The following is a 19490-nucleotide window of genomic DNA, read 5'->3' as shown; positions in this document are numbered from 1 at the left end:
CCTATTCTTTCGTAAAACTAATGTTATCAATCCCATAGTAATAATCACCATCAACAGTTATACTACTTTCATAACTTACTTCAAGTGCATTTTCGCTAAGTGTATTAACGGTATAAGTGCCTTCATAAAATGCCGGTGTTGTTTTACTTATGGTTAATACTTTATCCTTCAAAGTGTATTGATATTTAATAAGCGCCGTTTCGCCCGACGGAGTGCGGTTTGACGTATAACCTGAACCATCATTATTAAAAATTTCAAAATCAGCAGCCGAGTAATCTGTACGGGCAGTATCTCTCAATAGTACATTGTTTTTATAACTGCGGGTATGATATTTTTTCAGGTACCATTTACCTGTAATAGTAACTACAGGGTTAGCAGCCTTATCATCTTTTTTGCATGATACCAGGCAACATACCAATATGGCAATTATCAAAAGATACTTTACATGCATTGAATGCTGTTTCAGGTTAATTGGTCGGGATCATAAACTTAAATAAATTATTGATAATAAACCAATTGTTTTAAACAACGATCAACAACTAACATTTGCTAATTTCATGAATCAGATACAACTTTATATTAATGACCAAGTGGTTGATTTAACTGATGACAGCCCTATTGCGCTTACCTTCCAGATCAATAACCTGGCCGAAGTTAAAAACCAGCAGGGCAATACCAGCAACCAGTTTAAGATCCCGCTAACACAGCGTAACCGTCAAATCCTGGGTTTCCCGGATGATATAGCTTTTACTACTATGCTCCCTTATGATAATTACCAGGCAAAAATCATCCAGGATGGGCTGGAGATTATTCCTTACGGGCTGGCTGTACTTAACAGCATTGAACAGGATATGGCCAACATCACCATACTAAGCGGTAACGTTGATTTTTTTGATGCGTTGGAGGGAAAAATCTATGACATGGGCGATAGCAGCAGCCCAACATCCAATTTGGGTAAAAACCTGCCGTGGCAGGCTTTTGACCACCCCTGGAATCTGGATACTATTATCGCCTCACAAAAAAAGGCAGACGGCTGGATATGGCCCGTTGTGGACTATGGATCGATAAACGAAGTTTATTTTGATAAACCTTTAGATGTGTACACCATGCGCCCCGGCTTTTTCATTAAAACAGCAATCGAACTAATGATCAAAAACACAGGTTATAAAGCAACAGGCTCCTTGCTTAAAAATGAGTTATATCCTAAACTTATTTGCCAGTTTGCCAATGACGAATTTGAGCATGGCTCAGATTTTCAAAATTCTGTTGAAGGCTTGAGTAAATCAGCATCGATGTTGTATGTAACAAATAACGACCTCGTAATAGATGGCGGGCAATTAGGCATGCATGCTAACAACAATACGGATAGAACATTACCAATTGGGTTTCAGGAATACCACGCAAAAGAGCGGGTTAACGGAACAGCAAGCCTGATATTGGATTTGGATATGCATGGTATTGCCAATACTGGCGATAATGGGTATTTTGAACTCATTATCAACTATCGCGATGCAAATGGGCATGAAAATGTTTCAACAAAACAAACGATAAACTTTACCGACAAGGCCTATCCGCCTAACACCAGGGAGCGCACAGAACCGGTTAAGAACTTAAAACTCACATACGATTTTGAACTTAATAAAGGGGATTCGGTTTTTATCTCTTATCACCTGCACCGTTACAATACAACGGTATTCATTCACAAAGGTGCTGCATTTAGGTTTGATGTTGACCAGAAACCAATTTTATACGGTCAACAGGTTCAATGCGAACGTATTTTTCCGGATATTAGTCAGAAGGATTTATTGAAGGATACGCTACAACGTTTCGGCATTGTATGCCAAACAGATAACAGTACCCGCACCGTGTCGTTTAACTCATTTGCTGATATTGTAGATAATATCCCAATCGCAAAAAACTGGACCAGCAAATGCATCGATCAGGGCAAAACTATTAGCTTCCAGCTTGGTGGCTATGCACAGGTTAACTACATGAAATACAAGGATGATGATAATGTACTGCCTAAAAAGTTTGCCGACGCAGAAATTGTGGTTAATGACAAAACCTTGCCGGCCAGTGCAGATTTGTTTGAAAGCCAATTTGCCCCTACCCTTAACCGGGCTTTTACTGGTGGAACCATAGCTCAAATCAAAAAACTCGATCCTGACAGCGATAACAACGATTTTAGTATCGGGACATCGCCAAGAATATTGATAGATCAAAAGTTAAACCTGCTTAGTCTTAAAAACTACCCTACTGTAAAATTTACCGATGGCGAGAAAACTGTTGAGGTAAATGACGTTGTATCGGTACCTTATTTTTATAAACCCGACGGTGAATTTAACCTTTGCTTTAGCGATAAACCGGGAGTTAACGGTAGCATACAGTCTGGCTTAAAAACAAAGTATTATCCGCAGCTCGAAAAAATACTTACGCAAACCAAAAAGGTAGTCAGATATTTTTTGCTTACACCCCGCGATATCCTTGAGCTCGATTTACTTATTCCTGTTTATCTTGAACAGGATAGTTGTTATTACTACATCAACAAAATTGATAGCTGGCGAAAAGGACAGCCGACGAAGGTTGAATTGGTGAAGTTGGGATGATAATTATTAATTGTTAAATAGCATTTGTATGATATTATATAAATGGTATATTTACCAAAAAAATTAGCATTTTATTGTACAATAAATCAATAAACCTACATCATGAAATTATCACGATTAATTCCCGTTTTGTTTTGCCTTGCTGCTTGTAGTGATAGTACACAACAGGGAGACCAATTGAAAAACATGCCTGCTCCGGAACTGGCCCTCATTAAAAGAGTTGAAATTGCCGACTCCGCTAAAGTAGTTAACGATAACCCAATCAAAAAAGGCGATGCCGTCAAATACCATAAAGCGGCTATTTTAAAATTTGTACAAGATACTTTGCAGGGGAATGTAAAACAATGGTTAGCGGTTATAGAGACAATAAAAACGACACCGCTTGTAGACGATGATTATGATACCAGCGTAAGATTATTGATTCCGAGGAATAATTATTTAGACGAAAAAGTTCCTGAATTTGGTACAATAATATTTGATGCTCAAATTGATAGCGCAGGCGCAGTAAAAAATGCCTTGAAAGAAATGAAAGACGGAGACAGAGTAATTGTTTCAGGAACCTTTGTAAGGGATATCGTAAACAATATTGATTTTGATAATATCATCGATTTACATGAAGGCTTTAACAGCCCTACGTTTAAATTTAATATTCAAAGCATAACCAAACGACCATGATTTAAACCGTTAAGAAAAACTGCTGGCTAAATGATTTAGTGTACGTAATTATAGGATATTACCTCATAAATAGTAAATGGCTATGGTCACACTACAGGTTAATCCATGCTATTTGTTTGTTCATTCCAATTTACTTCTTCCGTCAAATAAGCCATAACTTGAGATGGCAAATTTTCTAAAAAACCACCAAACCTGATGTATTTAACGGCGTAATAAATATGCCATATGGAACTACATTCATAAGCATAAAACCCGTTCAGTAGTCACAAACAATTGGCTTACAAGCAAAAACGACATTAACATCTTTAACTCAAACAGAAAACCCTCTTTCCATCCTGCAAAACGCATACCGACAGTAGCTCTTTCCAACACCTCCTACCCCTCATTCCTATTTCCAACAACGATCAACCAATTAAAACAACTTACATTATATGCCAGATGAAAAAAAAATAACCGTCGATGTTAAGGTTAACAGCGATGGACAAAGACAGCTCGACCTATATACCAAAGCCTTTGTCAACTTCCGCAATGCTATAGCTGATATGTCAAAACCTTTGAATACTTTAAGCTCCGATCTTCCTAAACTGACTGATGCCATTGACAAATTAAATACTCAAAATCTCAAACTGGCTGATTCAGGCGACAAAGTTGCCAATAAGATCCCTGATATGATTAGCGCGTTTCTTAACTGGAAAGACATACTGGACTTAATTAAAAAAGGCTCAGAACTGGCTGAGGGAGCATTCACACTTTTTGAAGGCGCATTAACAGGAGGTTTGGCTATCCTGGCGGTATATGGCCCCGAAATAATTAACTGGGCAATGGCTCTTTTTAAAGGAAAAGAAGCTATTGATGTTGCCACGCTTAGTTTAAGCAATCTTAACAAGGGATTAGCATCAACTGACTATTCACATGCTATCGAAAATGTTGATATGCTTCGCATCAAAGTGGGACTTGCAAGGAAGGAAATGATTGACAAATCAGAAGTTGTAAAAGAATATAATAGCACCATCGGGCAAACCATTGGGCAGGTTAAAACCCTTGATGAGGTTGAAACCATATTAAAAAACAATTCTGCAAACTATATTAAATCAATGATGTACAAGGCGGCAGCGATGGCCGCTGTTAAAGAAGCCGCTGAAAATCAGGTTTTGGCTGCAAAAGAAAGGGCAAAATCCGATGAAGAAAGCAGTAACTATTGGGACAGTGGGTTAGCCAACTCAAGTGACCCTAAAATAAAAAAGATTTATCAGAAACGTGCAGAAAAAAACAGAAACGACGCAGCAAAGCCTTATGAAGACAAAGCTAATGAATTGTTGGCAGCTGCCGCAGACCTTGAGACAAAATGGGCCAAATTTGATCAGCAAAGCCCAATTAATAAAATAAAAAAACAGATTGAGGAGTTAAAAAAACAGACCGATGCAGGTGTCATAGGTTCAAAGACATTTGTAAACTTGCAAAACTTACAAAAGCAACTTGATCAGTTGAATGGTATCGAAACAGATTCGGATAGTAATAAAAACTCGTCTAATTACGGTACATCTGTTAAAATACATATAAGCGAAGAAGAACACGCTAAACGAAGAAAAAAGACAGCATCTTCACGAAGTACTGAGATGCTACAAGCTAAAGCAATTGACTTTACCAAGCAAGTTGAGCTTGATAAACAAAATTATGATAGGGAGCTTAATCTGTTAAATGAACAACTCAATAAAAAATTAATCAGCCAGGAAGAATACAACAAAAAAAGTGAACAACTTCAGGAAAAACTTCACCTCGCTATTGGCGATAAGATCCAGTTTTTCAATAAGAATGATTTCACAGAAGCTCAAAAGCAAATGCAGGCCGTAATAGATGCCCATCAACACGAGGATACTATGGCAAAGGATGAGAAAAAGGTTGACAAGGCCTTGCTGCCCGGTCAGAAATTAGAAGCTGAAAAACAACTCATTGATGATAAATATAGTTACGAGATTAAACTGGCCGCCGGCAACGTCGACAAGATTAAAGAATTAGAAGATCAAAAGCAAAAGGATATTACAGCGTTAACTCAGCAATACGAGCAACAACGTAAAGAGTTTGCATTGCAAAGCGCACAACAAGTGGCCGATAAAGCTTTTTCTATCATTCAAAACAACATTAAAACTCAAAGCGATGCCAGGATAAGAGGGTTGGAAAAAGACAAATCAGCCGAACTAAGCAATAAAAACCTGACAAACACCCAGAAAAAAGCGATTGAAGATAAGTATCAAAAAAAGGAAGCTGCAGAAAAAGTCAAGGCCTTTAAGGCAGAACAGAAAGCATCGATATTACAAGCCGTTATTAACGGTGCATTGGCCATTACCAAAGCAACGTCACAAACGGGTATACTTGCTCCCTTTGTTATACCAGGCATCATCGCCTCTACAGCTATACAAGTAGCCACTATTGTAGCTCAAAAACCACCTCAATATGCTAAAGGCGGCTTACACTATCAGTCCGACGGTCGGGGGGCATTATTGCCCGGTTATAGCCGTACCGATAATACAAACGCATACCTCCGTTCGGGTGAAGCTATTGTTGTGTCTGAAGCCATGCGTAATCCCTGGGCCCGTAATTTGGTAAGTGCAATTAACGTGGCGCATGGTGGTCGTGACTTTTCGATACCCAATCCAAGCCGCGGTTATGCCATAGGAGGTATATTTACCGACGGAGGCAACGCTAACCGTTATTATAATCAACCAGTCAATGATGTGAAGGACCTGGCCAATACCCTCGCTTACCAAATGATCAATAACTTCCCTCCTGTTTATGTGGATGTTAAGGATATTAACAACCAGCAAAATATTCTCGCTCAAACTATAAACAGGGTAAATTTGTAGCAAACTATGCCAATTATCATAGTTAACATACCTCTAACCTCTAACCTCTAACCTCTAACCTCTAACCTCTAACCTCTAACCTCTAACCTCTAACCTCTAACCGCTAACCGCTAACCGCTAACCTCTAACCTCTAACCTCTAACCTCTAACCGCTATGGATATTCAAATCGCAAACACCCTGTTTGATGAAGGCATTTTCTCGGCCATGTATAAAGCAGGGTTCATCACTACTAAAGTATTTGTGTATCGTGAAATTTATTTATGGGTAAATGCCCAGCAACAAACGCGCGGTATTTCTAAAAATCAGGCAGTACTTGAAGCCGAAATCAAGTTTAATAAAGACGAACGCACGATTTGGCGGGCACTCAACTGTTTTTCTGAAAAAGCAGCTTAAAAATTCTTCCACTGACAAAACACTGTCACCAGATTAAAAGAAATTTGTATCGACATTTGTTATATCAATCAGCTAAACAAAAAATAGCCCATAGCCAGAATCAGCCGAAGCAAATTCAATTCATTCAAAAAATTCGGGGTCAGATAAACAACTGACAAAACACTGTCACCATCCAAACAAAAAATAACAACGACCTTTGATACATGCCAGCCGGCGTTATAAGACGTAAAAAAAACGGCCGCTATTACAAGCTAATTAACAATCCCCAGTCCATCTTCAGGACTTTCTGACTTCCCGACTTTCGGACAAAAACAATACCTATATGAGCTACAAAATTTATTTATACGATACCGAAACCGACTGCATTGGTTCGGGTAATTTATCATCAGTTTACATACAAACCCAACTTGGGGCGGCAGCGGGCGATGACGTTGAAGTACACATCAGTTCGGTAGGCGGCAGTGCATTTGATGCCATCGCTATTTATGATCTGCTTAAAAAGTATCCCGGTAAAGTTACTACCTATATCGACGCGCTGGCCGCCTCGGCAGCTTCAGTTGTTGCAATGGGCGGCAGAAAAGTGATCATGAGCAAATACGCATTGCTTATGATTCACAAACCTATGGTTGGCACAGGCGGCAACGCCGATGAACTCTTAAAAGATGTACAAATGTTAAATGTAGTTCAGGAGCGCCTGGCACAGATCTACATGGACAAATCCGGGTTAGACGGAGTTACCGTAAACAGCTTGATCAACTCCGTCACTTGGATGACTGCCGATCAGGCCCTTGATCTCGGCTTTATCAACCAAATAGAAGATTATCAAACAGAGATCACTAACAGCGCGCTTATTAAAAACTATACAAACGCTGCCCCAGCAGTTTACCAGCGATGCATCAACAAAATCTTAAACATAAATAACAACAGCATGAACATCGAAAACAAAGAACTCATTGAAAAGACCACATCGGTATTAGACAAGATCATGAACTTTTTTAAAAAAGTGGTAAACAAGCAAACCATCACCGATAAGGGAACGCTCCATCACGCAGGCCAAATTGAAGAAGGCGCCGAGGTTTATCAGGACGAAGACATGACTACACCTGCCATAAGTGATACTTATACCTGCGCCGATGGCAAACAACTGGACGTTAAACAGGGAAAGATTCAGACAGTAACACCTGCCGATCCCGAAAATGCACCGGAAGCAGAAGACGAAGACGAGGATCTGCCGGAAAGCAAATCTAAATCAGCTAAAAAGCCTGCCGATGTGCAAAACCGCATGCAACAATTAAAAGCCCGCTTACACGCGCAAAACGCACTGTTAACAGAAGCCCGTAGCGCGCTTGAGGAAGCCAACAACCGCCTGCAGAAAACACGTACTGAAGTAAAGAACGAAATCAAATCAACCTTTATACCCGAAAGCTCAAAGCGCAGCAATAAAACCCACTCAGAGCCCGCTCCGTTTTTTGCCCCGCAAACTGAAATCGCGAAAAACGCGGTTAAAAAAGCAATAGCTTCCTAAAGCTACTACCACATTACCTTATCCTTCTCATATCTAATTAACCCATTCTCACTATCCCTATACGTTTAAAACAATCAAAAGCTCTCCCTTTAGGGGGCCGGGGGGCTAAACTTTATGGCTCAATTTACATTTACAAACAACACCTACGCCGGCGAAGCGCTGGCAGGATTTATGGCAAGCACATTACTCGAAGCAGATTCGGTTAAGCGTGGCCTGCTCACCGTAATTAACGACGTAAAAGCCCGCAAGGTGATCCTTGATGTTGATGACGACGTTGTACTGCAAAACCCTTCGGGTATCTTTACCGATCAGGGTACAACCGCTCACCAAACCGAAAGCTATCTTGACCCCGTGGTTTACGAATTTATGAAACAGGAACAATGGGATAAGCTGGCCCAAAGCTGGGAAGCCCAATCCCTTAAACCAGGAGCCTTTATGGATTATGAAGGTGTGGTTGACCTGTCGGACTTTATGGTGCAGCGTTATTTAACAAAAATCCAGATTGCTAACGAACGCTTGTACTGGCTTGGCAAAGGTGCCACTAAAGAAGCAGCCTTTACCGCCGATTTCCCCGGCCTGCTCCCATCAATAGCTGCGGCTTCAGGCGTTTATAAGGTAGGTTTAAGTAAACCTGCCACCTCATTAGCAGCCACCGCAATTGATGCGAATGGCATTGTAACCGTGGCCGATACCTCAACCCTCGCTGATGGCGATGTTGTTACAATCACCGCGGTAACCGGCACCAGCAAGGATACTACCAATGGCGCGCCAGGTATCGCTGTTCAGGGCCAATCTTACTTTATTCAGGTAGCGAATGCCACCTCGTTTAAGCTGGTGCGTAACTACAACGAGGTTAACAGTCGCAAACCTGCAGCTTTTAGCGGCACAGCTACCGCGGCTATAGTAAACTACATTAACGTAAGCAATGTATTGCAGGTGCTGGGCAGCGTTTATGCCCAGCTTGACCCTGCCGATAGGATTCAGGAAGATTTTAACTTACAGATTCCTTTACATGTGGGTTATGCGTATGCCCAGGCGCAGGCAAACAAGGCATTAAACGTTATCAACGCCTTTACCGATATGAAAAAGATGGATTACCTGGGTATCCCGCTTCAGATCATGAACCACTGGCAGGCTAATACCATTTTAGGTGCAAGGTCGTCAAACCTGTTCCTTGGTGTCGACCTGTTAGGTGATGCTTCTGAGCTATCAACCGTTTACCTGAAGCCTTACACCAACGATAACGTGGTACGCATGAAAGCCCGTATGAAAGCGGCCGTAAATTTCAAATTTGCCAACGAACTGTTCTACCTCTCTGCTTAGTGAATTGTTGATTGGGTTGGTTAGGTGAGTGGTTATTAACTCTTTACCCTATCCCTAACTAACCCAATCAACTTAATCAACCATTAACTTAATCAACCAATAATAACATGTCAATTTATAATAAAATAAACGCAGGTTTTAGCCTGGGCACTGATGAACCTATTACCTCGGGTATTGAGGATGTGATCTATATTTTCAATGCGGATGATGTTGTGCTCACTTATGACACTACCAACCCGCTTATTGTTAAAGGATTAACCGCTGTGAGCAATGCCAAAGTTTACAAATTTGAAGGAACAAATAACAGTTTCAATACTACTTCCAAACAAACAAAAACACAGGTAGGCCCGCGTTATACCGAAGAGATAGATTTCAACATAGCAGGTTTATCTGTTGATATCAAAGGCCAGCTTATGGCCATGGGATATGGCCGTGTACGCGCCATAGCGGTTAACAATTACAAATCGAGTGATTCAGCTATTGAACTTTTTGGCGCGGTAAACGGATTGATACTAACCGATGCCGAACGTAATGCCGCAGACGAATCACTTGACGGTGGTTACAAACTGAAGCTTACCAATCCTGATAAAATGAAAGAGCCCTACCCTCCCCGCGCGGTATCTATTGCTCCCGGCACCGGCAGTGCCACTTATGCCAGCACTTTATCAGCTATCGAGGCGCTGGTTACAGCATAATCATTGTGTCATGAGGTCATTAGTCATTGTATAATGGCTAATGACCATTAAAAGATCTTTTTTCTATAACCTAAAACTAATGACCAAATGACTGATGACGCAATAACAAAGAAATACATGCTTAAACCCGACTTTCATCAATTTGTACCTGGTTCGGCAGCAATACATTGCAATGAAAACCTGAGCGATGAAGAAGCAGAATGGTACTTACAACGATATCCACATATAGAAGCGCTGTTTGCCCCCCGTCACCCTGAAGGGGGAGTTATAATCCAATCTAAGAATAGGCGCAAATCAATGGCTAATAAAGATTCAAACAAAGGAGGTTCAAAATGAAAACCTACCTTCCGCAAATTGAACGGCGAATACTGGTAAGGCCAAACCAAACCTATGGTATTCTTAATTATGACCTGGATAATGCTTATCCGCAGCGCATGCTCGAGTTGGTAGCCGGATCACCTACAGCAAAAGACTGCTGGAACAAACGAACAAAATTCATTGCCGGTAACGGGTTTGAACAAAGGGACCTCGGCAAACAGGTAATTAACTCTAAAGGCTTGACCCTTGCCAAACTATTAAAGGCATTGGCTACCGACAAAGCACTTTTCACTGGTTTCGGCATTCACCTAAATTACAATGCTGATTTTAAGATTGTATCAGTAAGCTATGTGAAGTTCGAAGATATCCGCATGGGTGATACTGATGCCCCGGAAACAGCCGATAAATACGCACTATACTCGGATTGGGGCCGCAAAACCTGGAAAAACATCATGCGCAGCAAGATCACGTTTTTAGACAGGTATAATCCTGATCCGCAGGTGATCCGGGAACAGGTATCCCGGGCCGGCGGATGGGAACATTACAAAGGACAGTTGTTTTATTTTAATCCGGAAGTTGATGATTACCCGTTAATTGAAGCAGATTCGGTATGGGAAGATTTTGAAACCGAGGCCGGGATCAAGATTTTCAACAACAGGGAGGTAACCACCGGGTTTCTGCCATCAACCATGCTTTTTATGCAGTCGCGCCGCGAGGAGGCCGAAAACACCAGGCCTGATGCCGATGAGTACTCAGCGGCCAATATCCCATCGCAGCTTGAAAAAGACCTCGGCGCATTTCAGGGTGCAAAAAGCGCGCAAAAGATCATCGTAATTGAATATGAAGATGAAAACTCAAAACCGGAATTCAAAGCCTACCCTATTCAGAATAACGATAAGCTGTTTGAAACGACGGAACGATCTGTCGAAGCCCGCATCATTAAAGGCTTTTCGGTACCAAAAGAATTGATTAACGCCGAAAAATCATCAGGGTTAAGCAACGGCAGCGAAAAGAAGCAGGCAATTCTTGAGTTCAATGACAATACCGCGGCCGACAGGCTTGACCTGTCAGAAACTTTAGCTGAAATTTTCAATCGTTTTTACAGAAATATAAATCCCGGTAATAACTGGAACATCGTACCCGTAACAGCGATAGCAGCCGATGATAGCCCGGGTATCAAGGCCGGAAACGCCATCAACGGGCTCCTGCAATCGGCCATTCCTCAAAAAAACAAAATAGCTGCGTTGATATACGCCTATGGTTTTAAACAAGCCGAAGCCGAAGCAATGTGCGCTTAATTAAGTCATCAGTCTTTAGTCGTAAGTTCTAAAAGCTGCTTAAGCCTTATCATTTTCATCATTCTAATTTAAACAAAAAACGACTTAAGACTTCCAACTCAAGACTTAGAACTAAGACTTAAACACAATCATAAACAACATTTTCAAATCCCGTAACGGGAGTTAGGAGGCCATGCTATGATCTATTTAATCAATCAAACCATATTTCAGCAATACGAAGACATTAACATAAATATTAAACCCGAACGGCTCAAAGTATTTATCAAAAAGGCCCAGGAGCTTGACCTAAAACCATTTTTAGGATATGCTTTGTACTACCAGCTAATAACCTATTGCAATGATGACGGCACTATAAAAGATGATGCGCCGCAGGCTTATAAAGATCTGTTAAACGGCAGCGAATATCTTGACGAGTATGGCCGCATCGTATTATACGAAGGCCTCGCTCCCGCCCTGGTTTATTTCACCTTTGCCCGCTTTATTGAAAACGACGCTGTACACTACACTGCAACTGGACCAGTTATTAAACGCCACGATAACGGCAATGCCCTTTCATCGCCCGAGATTGTAAAACTGGTGCAGCAGCAGCGCAGTATAGCCAATGCTTATGCCAATGATATAGAAAAATTTTTAAGAGATAACCAGGAAAACTTTCCGCTTTGGCGCTACAACGAAAAGAATAAAAGCAGCCGCCAGTCCGGTCCACGGATTCGTGGTATCGACAAAAATGATTTCAACTATCCGGGCACAATTAACAATTACAATTTACCAATAACCGAATTTTTAAACTGATGGCGAACGATAAAAAAATAAGCGAGCTCCCGATAGCAGAAACTATAAATACCGAAGACAGATCAATCCTGATCAGCAACAATGCCGATTATCAATTCGATTTTGCCACCCTGCTTCAATTTATCAATTCAGGGCTAAACGCCGGAGCTAACCTAACCTTCGGCCCGGTGCTTCCGCAAAACACAAGCGGTAAAAACGGGGACGTATTTATAAACACTGCAGCAGGCTCCTTTGCGCAAAAAATAGCAGGTGTTTGGACAATTGTTTACACCATAGCCACCGGAAGCAGCGGCGATACCACCGTGCTATACGGCACAACCAGCCCCAGTTCGTCAACCGGTAATAATGGCGATACATTTATAAACACCGTAAGCGGCATATTTTACAAAAAGACCGCCGGAGCATGGAACCAGGTATTCTCCATGCAAACAGGCCCGCAGGGACCACAAGGAGCAAGCGGAACGGATGGTACCAATGGTACAAACGGCAAAACCATATTAAACGGAACAACCAATCCGGCAAACAACCTGGGTACCGACGGCGATTTTTATATCAATACCTCCTCTTATTACTTTTTCGGCCCCAAGACCGCCGGTATCTGGGGCAGCGGAATTTCATTGATAGTTTCGGGCGCACAATTTGAGGAAATTGAAAACAAAAATACACCCAACGGCTATGCGGGTTTAGATGGCAGCGGAAAGATTTCGGCAGCCCAACTCCCCGGCTATGTTGATGATGTACTGGAGATTGCCAATTATGCATCCCTGCCGGCGCTCGGAGAAACCGGAAAAATCTATATTACTACCGATACCAACAATGAATACAGGTGGGGCGGATCGGCATACATCCAAATTGTCGCGTCGCCCGGTACTACCGATGCTGTACCCGAAGGCGCGACAAACAAATATTTCACGGTATCGAGGGTTTTAAACGCTGTACTTACAGGTATCGGATTCGGAAGCGCCTCGGCAATATCAGCAACCGATAGCATTTTACAGGCATTAGGGAAGCTGCAGGCTCAAATTACCGGTTTATTTAAGATTCCTTCGGGAGGGGCAAGTGGGCAGATCCTGGCAAAAAACAGCAATACTGATGGTGATTTGCATTGGATTAATGCGCCTTCCGGTAGTGGCGGGGGCGGCTCGTCTGAACCATCCGGGCAGATTAAATCTTTCAGGGTTGATTATGGAGCTGTTGGGGATGGTGTGACGGATGATACGGCGGCGGTTAATGCTGCTTTGGCGGTAAACACTGTAATTTTCGATACTGGTGACTTTTTAGTAACCAATTTGGTTAATAAATATGGATGTAAAATATTAGGAGGTGCAAGGATATTACAGCAAACAATTAATACAAAGCAGCAAACTAACACTGCCTACGCCGATTCTCCAATGATCTTTGGCGAAGAATATTTATCAGCTTTCCATAAAAAACTAATAGCAAAAACCGCTACAACAATTGTGTTGTCAGGTGATAGCACTACTTACGGTAATGGGTCAACAACAGGATATGACCCAGTTAGTTTATTAAGAGATATGACAGCTCGTCAATATGTTCAATCAGCAGTTACATATGTTAATAATGGGCAGTCAGGAAAAACGACACAACAATGGTTGGATACTTATTTAGCAGCGGACTTGGCAGCGAACCCAGATGTATTAATTTTAAGGTGGGGAATAAATGATGGTTGGATACATCCCGGAACATCAAAAGATGTCATTGATCGTATTGATACTGGCTTATCGATAATTAGGACAAATGCTAGCTTTACGCAGGATAAACTTTCCATTATCTTGCAATCACAAAACACCACGCAGGATGATAATATGGATCACCGCGGTCAAATATGGAATGAGGAGTTGAATAATGGCTTAAGGGCTCTGGCTCGTAAATATCAATGTTGTTTTATGGATATTTACGGGATACTTCAAGATAGCAAAAATTCTGATGATTATTTACTTGTTTATAGTAATGGTAATATCCATCCAAAAAACACGCTTTACGTAGAAATTGCAGCCAAAACATTTGAAGTTTTGTTTCCTATATATTATCGAAATGGCGGAGTTAATAACAGGGGAGCGACCGGAATTACAAATGCAGCAAAGCCGTCTACTTATCCATTAGCCATATCATTGGATTTTGTTTTAGTATCGAATGGCTTTCCCATCAATGGCCTTATGATGACAACAAGGGGTGGACAAGGAAATAGTCAAGTCATACAAAGATTGAATAGTTATGGAGGTAGCGAATCTGTTGAATATTTTAGAACTGGATTTGCTGAACAGGGTGATACTTTTACCCCTTGGGAAAAAGTACAGAAAGTTGTAACTCCCACGTATATTGACAGTGGTAATTCCGGGAAAACATTAACGACAGCGATGTCTACTTATCCGTTTGGTATATCGGTGGATTTTGTTTTTAATAGTGACGGATGGCCAATTAGCGGAATGTTATTAACAACAAAAGGGGCTTATGGAGCAGTTGCTGCTATTCAAAGATTGACAAATTATCAAAATCCTACAGTTGAGTACATACGGGTTGGTTCTTATGATAACTTCGGAACGAGTGGCTGGCAAGATTTTAAACCGGTTCAATTAGCAGCGCCTGTTCAGACGTATTTTGATAGCGGTATGTCAGGCATTACCGCTACAAAATTACCTAATCTTTGGCCTAACGGCTATTCAACTGATTTTGCTCTAGCAAGCGATGGCTTTCCTATAAACGGGTTGCTTACCACTGTAAAATGTGCTTCGCAATTAGTTAGGCAGGAGCTAACTACATATGATACCGCTACAGTTATGTATATCCGCGTCGGTTATACGGGTTTAGGCGGTAGTTGGCAGGCTTGGAAACAAATAACCTTGGTATAACAACGATTGTTATATTTGACTATGAAAAAAATGCTTTTGGCATCTATTGTCCTAAATATTATTTGCTTGCCTCTGGCCAGTATGTATCTAGTTAGGAAAATTCAATTCTATAATAGTTTAGCACCGAAGTCTACAAATTTTCCAAATGAAAATATCATTTGGAAAATTCGGAACTCTGAATTTAAAGCCTTTGAAATAGATAGTAATTCAATTGTTTTTATTGGTGATAGTCAAACTCAAAATTTTGAAATTGCAGAAGCGTTTAATGATATTCATGTTAAAAACAGAGGCATAGCTTTAGACGGCACCGCCTCTGTATTAAGTAGGATCAATTACATAGTCGATAAACACCCTCGAAAGATATTTATCCAAATCGGAATAAATGATTTATTAAGTGGTGTTCAGCCGCGGATTGTTACAAACGACGTTAACAAGATGATTAAGCAAATAAAAAGCGTGTCACCTCAAACGTTGATCTTTATTCAAAGTGTTTTTCCGACAAGCTGGAATAAGTATAAAGATCAGAAGCCTGTTTTAAATAATATAGTTGAGCTGAATAAGCACCTACAAGCGTTAAGTGATAAAAGTGATTGTATCTATGTCAATTTGTTTAGCTTGTTATTAAAAGGAAACGGATTAAACCCGCGATATGACTGCGGCGATGGTTTACACCTGAATGGGCAGGGATATCTTTTGTGGAGAGATTGTATTAAGCAATTTATTAATGGTTCAATTGCGTTTTAAAATACAAATACTTTTACTGTTTTAACATAGCCAAATTACCTCACCTACGGGTACAAGTCACAGGAATAAATGCCCCTCCAATAAATTCAGGGAGCATCCACAACCATTATAGCACAAATGCTGTGCTTCTTTAACCAATTTATAATATCTACATCATGACAACATTTGAACACAGAGAGATCAGGGGCATTACCATAAAGAATATGATAGTCACCATAGCCAGCACCGTAAGCATTGTTGTTTCGGTAATGACAGGCTACTTCCAATTGAAAGGCGACATTAAAGATATCCGTTCATCGCAGGAAACACAAAGCAGGATCAATGAGATCAGGTTGAAAGTACTGGAAGGACAAGTTAATGTATTACAACAGGAAGTCAGTGGATTAAAAGAGGGGAAGAGATCTTAAATAAATTGTTTAAGAGGTGTGCCCAGAACGAGATTCGAACTCGTACATCCTTACGAATGCCACCCCCTCAAGATGGTGCGTCTACCAATTTCGCCACCTGGGCTTTTAATAAAATGTGAGAATCTTTCAATTCTCACATTCTAATTTTTCTTACTTTAAAAAAGGCGTGCCCGAAGAGAGACTCGAACTCTCAAGAGACAATTCTCAACGGCTTCTGAGACCGCAACGTTTACCAATTTCGCCATCCGGGCTTATCGTTTTATTAACAAGCGTGCAAATATAATCGTTTCCGGCAAATTGCAACTTAATAAATTAAAAAATCAATATTATGTTGTTTAACGGCCTTTGAAAATCTAACTTAGGTTTCATAAAACTCTTTATATCAAACGTAATGAAACTAAACCGCATTTTTATTTCAGGCACCCTACTTTTTTCTTTGTGGTTCAATTCTGCCCTGAAAGCACAAACTATTACCGTTTTACAACAGGATAAGCCAACAAGCATCCGCGGTTTATCTGTAGTTGATGATAATATGGCATGGATAAGCGGCAGCAAAGGATACATCGCCAAAACAAACGACGGCGGCAAAACCTGGAGCTGGCAACAAATAAAGGGTTATGAAAAATCCGACTTTCGGGATATTGAAGCTTTCAACGACAAAGAGGCTGTAATCATGAGTTCGGGCACGCCGTCCCTCATCTTGAAAACAATTGATGGCGGACAAACCTGGCATGAAAAATATCGAAAAACGGATACTACCTATTTTTTAGACGCTATGGATTTTGCCGATAACCTTCATGGCTACATCTTGGGCGACCCGATCAACAATAAATTTTTATTGCTGGAAACCAAAGACGGCGGTGAAACCTGGAACGAGTCGAATAATGCCCCAAATGCACTGCCGGGAGAGGCATCGTTTGCCGCAAGTGGCACATGCCTCAGAGTATCGGGCAAAGAGGCGATATACATCGTTTCAGGGGGTAGTAACGCCAGGCTTATTTCCTTACAGCCTCACAATAATCAATGGCAGTATTCAAACCTTCCACTTACACATGGAAAAAGCAGTGAAGGCGCTTTTTCAATATCGATAGGGCAAAATGCCGGTATTATTGTCGGAGGTGATTATGCCAGTGATAAAAAAACAGATTCAGTGGCGACTATCCTGGCGGTTCACCCTGTCCTCACATTTACACCACCCCAAACAGGGCCGGCAGGTTTTCAATCAAGTGTTGAGCACATAAAATCCGGGATATTTCTTTCCACAGGCACACCCGGGAGTAATATTACTACTGACGGCGGCCAAACATGGAAACAAATAGATAGCACAAGTTTTAATGTTTGCCGCAAGGCAAAACATGGTAAGCTTGTATTATTAGCCGGGAATAGTGGTAAAATAGCCGTTCTAAAATTGTAGTTTACTGGTTTTTAACGGCTTAAAAAAACCTTAATATTAATTTAAAAAATAGCTTGCAGGGAATAATTAAGAACCCTATATTTGCACCACTTTAAACGGAAACGGTTAACCGAACCAAAGAAGTTTAAAGAATGATTCCGTAGCTCAGCCGGTAGAGCATAACACTTTTAATGTTGGGGTCCTGGGTTCGAGTCCCAGCGGGATCACAAAGCCTTTGAAAAGAGGCTTTTTTATTTAAAAACAAAAGCTGCCTTTAAACAGCCACGCCTTAGTAAGCGAAAAATTTAAAGAATGATTCCGTAGCTCAGCCGGTAGAGCATAACACTTTTAATGTTGGGGTCCTGGGTTCGAGTCCCAGCGGGATCACAAAAGGCGCAAGAAATTGTGCCTTTTCTCATTTAAACCGTACCCCGCATTGTTTTAACATATAAACGCCCTTCTTCCGTTCAGGTTGAGTCGCGTCGAAACTACTGAACATCTTTTTCGTTATATTGCTCCACAATTAAGCACAACCAATACTAAAAATGACCGGCGGTAATAAGAACGATAAGGTGAATATGAAAACGCTTGCGAAAGAGCTTAACCTTTCAACCGCAACCATATCCAAAGCGCTGCGCGATAGCTATGATATAAGTCCTGAAACCAAACTGCGGGTAATGGAAGCCGCCAGGCGTTTAAATTACGTACCTAACGCTTATGCCAGCAGTCTCCGCAAACAAAGCAGCAATACTATAGCCATCATTATACCCGAAATTGCCGACAGCTTTTTTAGCCAGGCCATTAACGGCATTGAAAGTATTGTCGCGCCAAAAAAATACCATGCGCTGATCTACCTTACCCATGACAGTTATGAACGGGAAGCATCCATGTTTAATGACCTGGCCAGCGGACGCGTTGATGGCCTCATTATGTCCGTAGCCAGCAGCACCCAGGATACAGGACATATTAAAACATTACAGGAAACAGGCATCCCCATAGTTTTTTTTGACAGGGTGTGCGAGGATATTACTGCGGATAAAATAGTAACCGACGACTATAATAGCGCTTACAACGCAGCCACACACTTATTGCAAGCCGGATGTAAAAACATCTCACTGGTTACCATCAGTGGCTATCCTTCTATTTTAACCGCCCGGGAACAAGGATATCGCAACGCTTTAACTGACAATGGGTTTGTAGTTAAAGATGCAGGAATAGTAACCTGCTCCAACAAATATACCGACGAAAATGTAAATATAATCAAAGCGCATTTGGCAACCGTTAAACCCGATGGTATCATAGCTACCGTTGAACAGCTGGCTACCGCAACTTATCTGGCTTGCGATGAACTGAAACTACAGATCCCTTGTGATGTAAAAGTTGCTTGTTTTACCAATCAAATTACCGCGGCCATACTTAATCCATCGCTTACTACTATTTTACAACCTGCATATGATATGGGAAAGCAAGCAGCGGAAATCCTTTTCGGCCGCTTGTCCGGGCGGCTTAATGAAGCCAAGCAGGAACTGATAATGCCATCGCAATTGATAGCAAGAGCATCAACAGCCAGTTAGAGATTGTTATATATC

The 19490-nt window shown here is 41.2% G+C and carries 16 protein-coding genes and 4 tRNA genes; 17 read left to right on the top strand and 3 right to left on the bottom strand.

All coding sequences use genetic code 11. The annotated features are described in order from the left end of the window. Position 1 precedes the first annotated feature (1 nt). A complete protein-coding gene (locus tag IEX80_RS12630; RefSeq protein WP_188833096.1) occupies positions 2-451 on the bottom strand; it encodes a hypothetical protein in 450 nt (149 codons plus the stop codon). Between the two features lie 106 nt (positions 452-557). Between IEX80_RS12630 and IEX80_RS12625 the strand changes: the two genes are divergently transcribed. The 13 genes from IEX80_RS12625 to IEX80_RS12565 all read left to right on the top strand — a co-directional run bounded on the left by IEX80_RS12625 (position 558) and on the right by IEX80_RS12565 (position 16508). Beyond that, a complete protein-coding gene (locus IEX80_RS12625) occupies positions 558-2606 on the top strand; it encodes a hypothetical protein (RefSeq protein ID WP_188833095.1) in 2049 nt (682 codons plus the stop codon). Between the two features lie 102 nt (positions 2607-2708). Next, complete coding sequence (locus IEX80_RS12620; protein ID WP_176623305.1) at positions 2709-3281, top strand: hypothetical protein; 573 nt, start codon at positions 2709-2711, stop codon at positions 3279-3281. 431 nt (positions 3282-3712) lie between these two features. Next, a complete protein-coding gene (locus IEX80_RS12615; RefSeq protein WP_188833094.1) occupies positions 3713-6142 on the top strand; it encodes a hypothetical protein in 2430 nt (809 codons plus the stop codon). Positions 6143-6296: 154 nt separating this feature from the next. Beyond that, on the top strand, positions 6297-6536 hold the full coding sequence (locus IEX80_RS12610) for a hypothetical protein (protein ID WP_112575215.1): 240 nt from the start codon (positions 6297-6299) through the stop codon (positions 6534-6536). Between the two features lie 322 nt (positions 6537-6858). Beyond that, positions 6859-8061 carry a head maturation protease, ClpP-related gene (locus IEX80_RS12605; RefSeq protein ID WP_188833093.1) on the top strand — a complete coding sequence of 401 codons (1203 nt, stop codon included), beginning with the start codon at positions 6859-6861 and terminating at the stop codon, positions 8059-8061. Positions 8062-8175: 114 nt separating this feature from the next. Then, positions 8176-9384: a hypothetical protein gene (locus IEX80_RS12600; RefSeq protein WP_188833092.1), complete on the top strand. Its 1209-nt coding sequence runs from the start codon at positions 8176-8178 to the stop codon at positions 9382-9384. Between the two features lie 107 nt (positions 9385-9491). Next, positions 9492-10079: a hypothetical protein gene (locus IEX80_RS12595; protein WP_188833091.1), complete on the top strand. Its 588-nt coding sequence runs from the start codon at positions 9492-9494 to the stop codon at positions 10077-10079. An 87-nt stretch (positions 10080-10166) separates the two neighbouring features. Continuing rightward, positions 10167-10415 carry a hypothetical protein gene (locus IEX80_RS12590; RefSeq protein WP_188833090.1) on the top strand — a complete coding sequence of 83 codons (249 nt, stop codon included), beginning with the start codon at positions 10167-10169 and terminating at the stop codon, positions 10413-10415. Next, a complete protein-coding gene (locus IEX80_RS12585; RefSeq protein WP_188833089.1) occupies positions 10412-11695 on the top strand; it encodes a hypothetical protein in 1284 nt (427 codons plus the stop codon). Before IEX80_RS12590 ends, IEX80_RS12585 begins: the two co-directional genes overlap by 4 nt. Positions 11696-11872: 177 nt before the next feature. After that, complete coding sequence (locus IEX80_RS12580; RefSeq protein WP_188833088.1) at positions 11873-12487, top strand: DUF6712 family protein; 615 nt, start codon at positions 11873-11875, stop codon at positions 12485-12487. A gap of 422 nt (positions 12488-12909) precedes the next feature. Continuing rightward, a complete protein-coding gene (locus IEX80_RS12575) occupies positions 12910-15357 on the top strand; it encodes an SGNH/GDSL hydrolase family protein (protein WP_188833087.1) in 2448 nt (815 codons plus the stop codon). A gap of 21 nt (positions 15358-15378) precedes the next feature. Then, a complete protein-coding gene (locus IEX80_RS12570) occupies positions 15379-16101 on the top strand; it encodes a GDSL-type esterase/lipase family protein (RefSeq protein WP_188833086.1) in 723 nt (240 codons plus the stop codon). Between the two features lie 155 nt (positions 16102-16256). Next, positions 16257-16508: a hypothetical protein gene (locus IEX80_RS12565; protein ID WP_090523711.1), complete on the top strand. Its 252-nt coding sequence runs from the start codon at positions 16257-16259 to the stop codon at positions 16506-16508. A gap of 19 nt (positions 16509-16527) precedes the next feature. Here IEX80_RS12565 and IEX80_RS12560 read toward each other — a convergent pair. Continuing rightward, a tRNA-Leu gene (locus tag IEX80_RS12560) sits at positions 16528-16611 on the bottom strand. Positions 16612-16675: 64 nt separating this feature from the next. Continuing rightward, positions 16676-16759: transfer RNA gene (locus IEX80_RS12555), tRNA-Leu, on the bottom strand. Positions 16760-16899: 140 nt separating this feature from the next. On the opposite strand from IEX80_RS12555, the gene IEX80_RS12550 reads away from it, so the two are divergent. From IEX80_RS12550 to IEX80_RS12535, 4 genes are all read left to right on the top strand, one after another. Then, entirely contained in the window at positions 16900-17922 is a 1023-nt protein-coding gene (locus tag IEX80_RS12550) for a WD40/YVTN/BNR-like repeat-containing protein (RefSeq protein ID WP_090523709.1), read from the top strand. A 133-nt stretch (positions 17923-18055) separates the two neighbouring features. Further along, positions 18056-18128, top strand: a tRNA-Lys gene (locus IEX80_RS12545). A gap of 87 nt (positions 18129-18215) precedes the next feature. Further along, a tRNA-Lys gene (locus tag IEX80_RS12540) sits at positions 18216-18288 on the top strand. Between the two features lie 158 nt (positions 18289-18446). Beyond that, positions 18447-19475, top strand: coding sequence for a LacI family DNA-binding transcriptional regulator (locus IEX80_RS12535; RefSeq protein WP_090523582.1), 1029 nt, complete (start codon positions 18447-18449; stop codon positions 19473-19475). The last annotated feature ends 15 nt before the right edge of the window (positions 19476-19490 follow it).

The organism is Mucilaginibacter rubeus (genome assembly GCF_014643835.1).
Taxonomy (GTDB): Bacteria; Bacteroidota; Bacteroidia; order Sphingobacteriales; family Sphingobacteriaceae; genus Mucilaginibacter; species Mucilaginibacter rubeus.
Note: the sequence above shows the minus strand (reverse complement) of the source record. Positions and strands in the feature narration are given on the sequence as shown.

Excerpts from the sequence above, each read along its gene's own strand:
- IEX80_RS12585 (WP_188833089.1), top strand. The coding sequence starts at position 10,412 with ATGAAAACCTACCTTCCGCAAATTGAACGGCGAATACTGGTAAGGCCA.
- IEX80_RS12570 (WP_188833086.1), top strand. The coding sequence starts at position 15,379 with ATGAAAAAAATGCTTTTGGCATCTATTGTCCTAAATATTATTTGCTTG.
- IEX80_RS12625 (WP_188833095.1), top strand. The coding sequence starts at position 558 with ATGAATCAGATACAACTTTATATTAATGACCAAGTGGTTGATTTAACT.
- IEX80_RS12610 (WP_112575215.1), top strand. The coding sequence starts at position 6,297 with ATGGATATTCAAATCGCAAACACCCTGTTTGATGAAGGCATTTTCTCG.
- IEX80_RS12620 (WP_176623305.1), top strand. The coding sequence starts at position 2,709 with ATGAAATTATCACGATTAATTCCCGTTTTGTTTTGCCTTGCTGCTTGT.
- IEX80_RS12575 (WP_188833087.1), top strand. The coding sequence starts at position 12,910 with ATGCAAACAGGCCCGCAGGGACCACAAGGAGCAAGCGGAACGGATGGT.
- IEX80_RS12595 (WP_188833091.1), top strand. The coding sequence starts at position 9,492 with ATGTCAATTTATAATAAAATAAACGCAGGTTTTAGCCTGGGCACTGAT.
- IEX80_RS12535 (WP_090523582.1), top strand. The coding sequence starts at position 18,447 with ATGACCGGCGGTAATAAGAACGATAAGGTGAATATGAAAACGCTTGCG.
- IEX80_RS12565 (WP_090523711.1), top strand. The coding sequence starts at position 16,257 with ATGACAACATTTGAACACAGAGAGATCAGGGGCATTACCATAAAGAAT.
- IEX80_RS12590 (WP_188833090.1), top strand. The coding sequence starts at position 10,167 with ATGACTGATGACGCAATAACAAAGAAATACATGCTTAAACCCGACTTT.
- IEX80_RS12580 (WP_188833088.1), top strand. The coding sequence starts at position 11,873 with ATGATCTATTTAATCAATCAAACCATATTTCAGCAATACGAAGACATT.
- IEX80_RS12630 (WP_188833096.1), bottom strand. The coding sequence starts at position 451 with ATGCATGTAAAGTATCTTTTGATAATTGCCATATTGGTATGTTGCCTG.
- IEX80_RS12600 (WP_188833092.1), top strand. The coding sequence starts at position 8,176 with ATGGCTCAATTTACATTTACAAACAACACCTACGCCGGCGAAGCGCTG.
- IEX80_RS12615 (WP_188833094.1), top strand. The coding sequence starts at position 3,713 with ATGCCAGATGAAAAAAAAATAACCGTCGATGTTAAGGTTAACAGCGAT.
- IEX80_RS12550 (WP_090523709.1), top strand. The coding sequence starts at position 16,900 with ATGAAACTAAACCGCATTTTTATTTCAGGCACCCTACTTTTTTCTTTG.
- IEX80_RS12605 (WP_188833093.1), top strand. The coding sequence starts at position 6,859 with ATGAGCTACAAAATTTATTTATACGATACCGAAACCGACTGCATTGGT.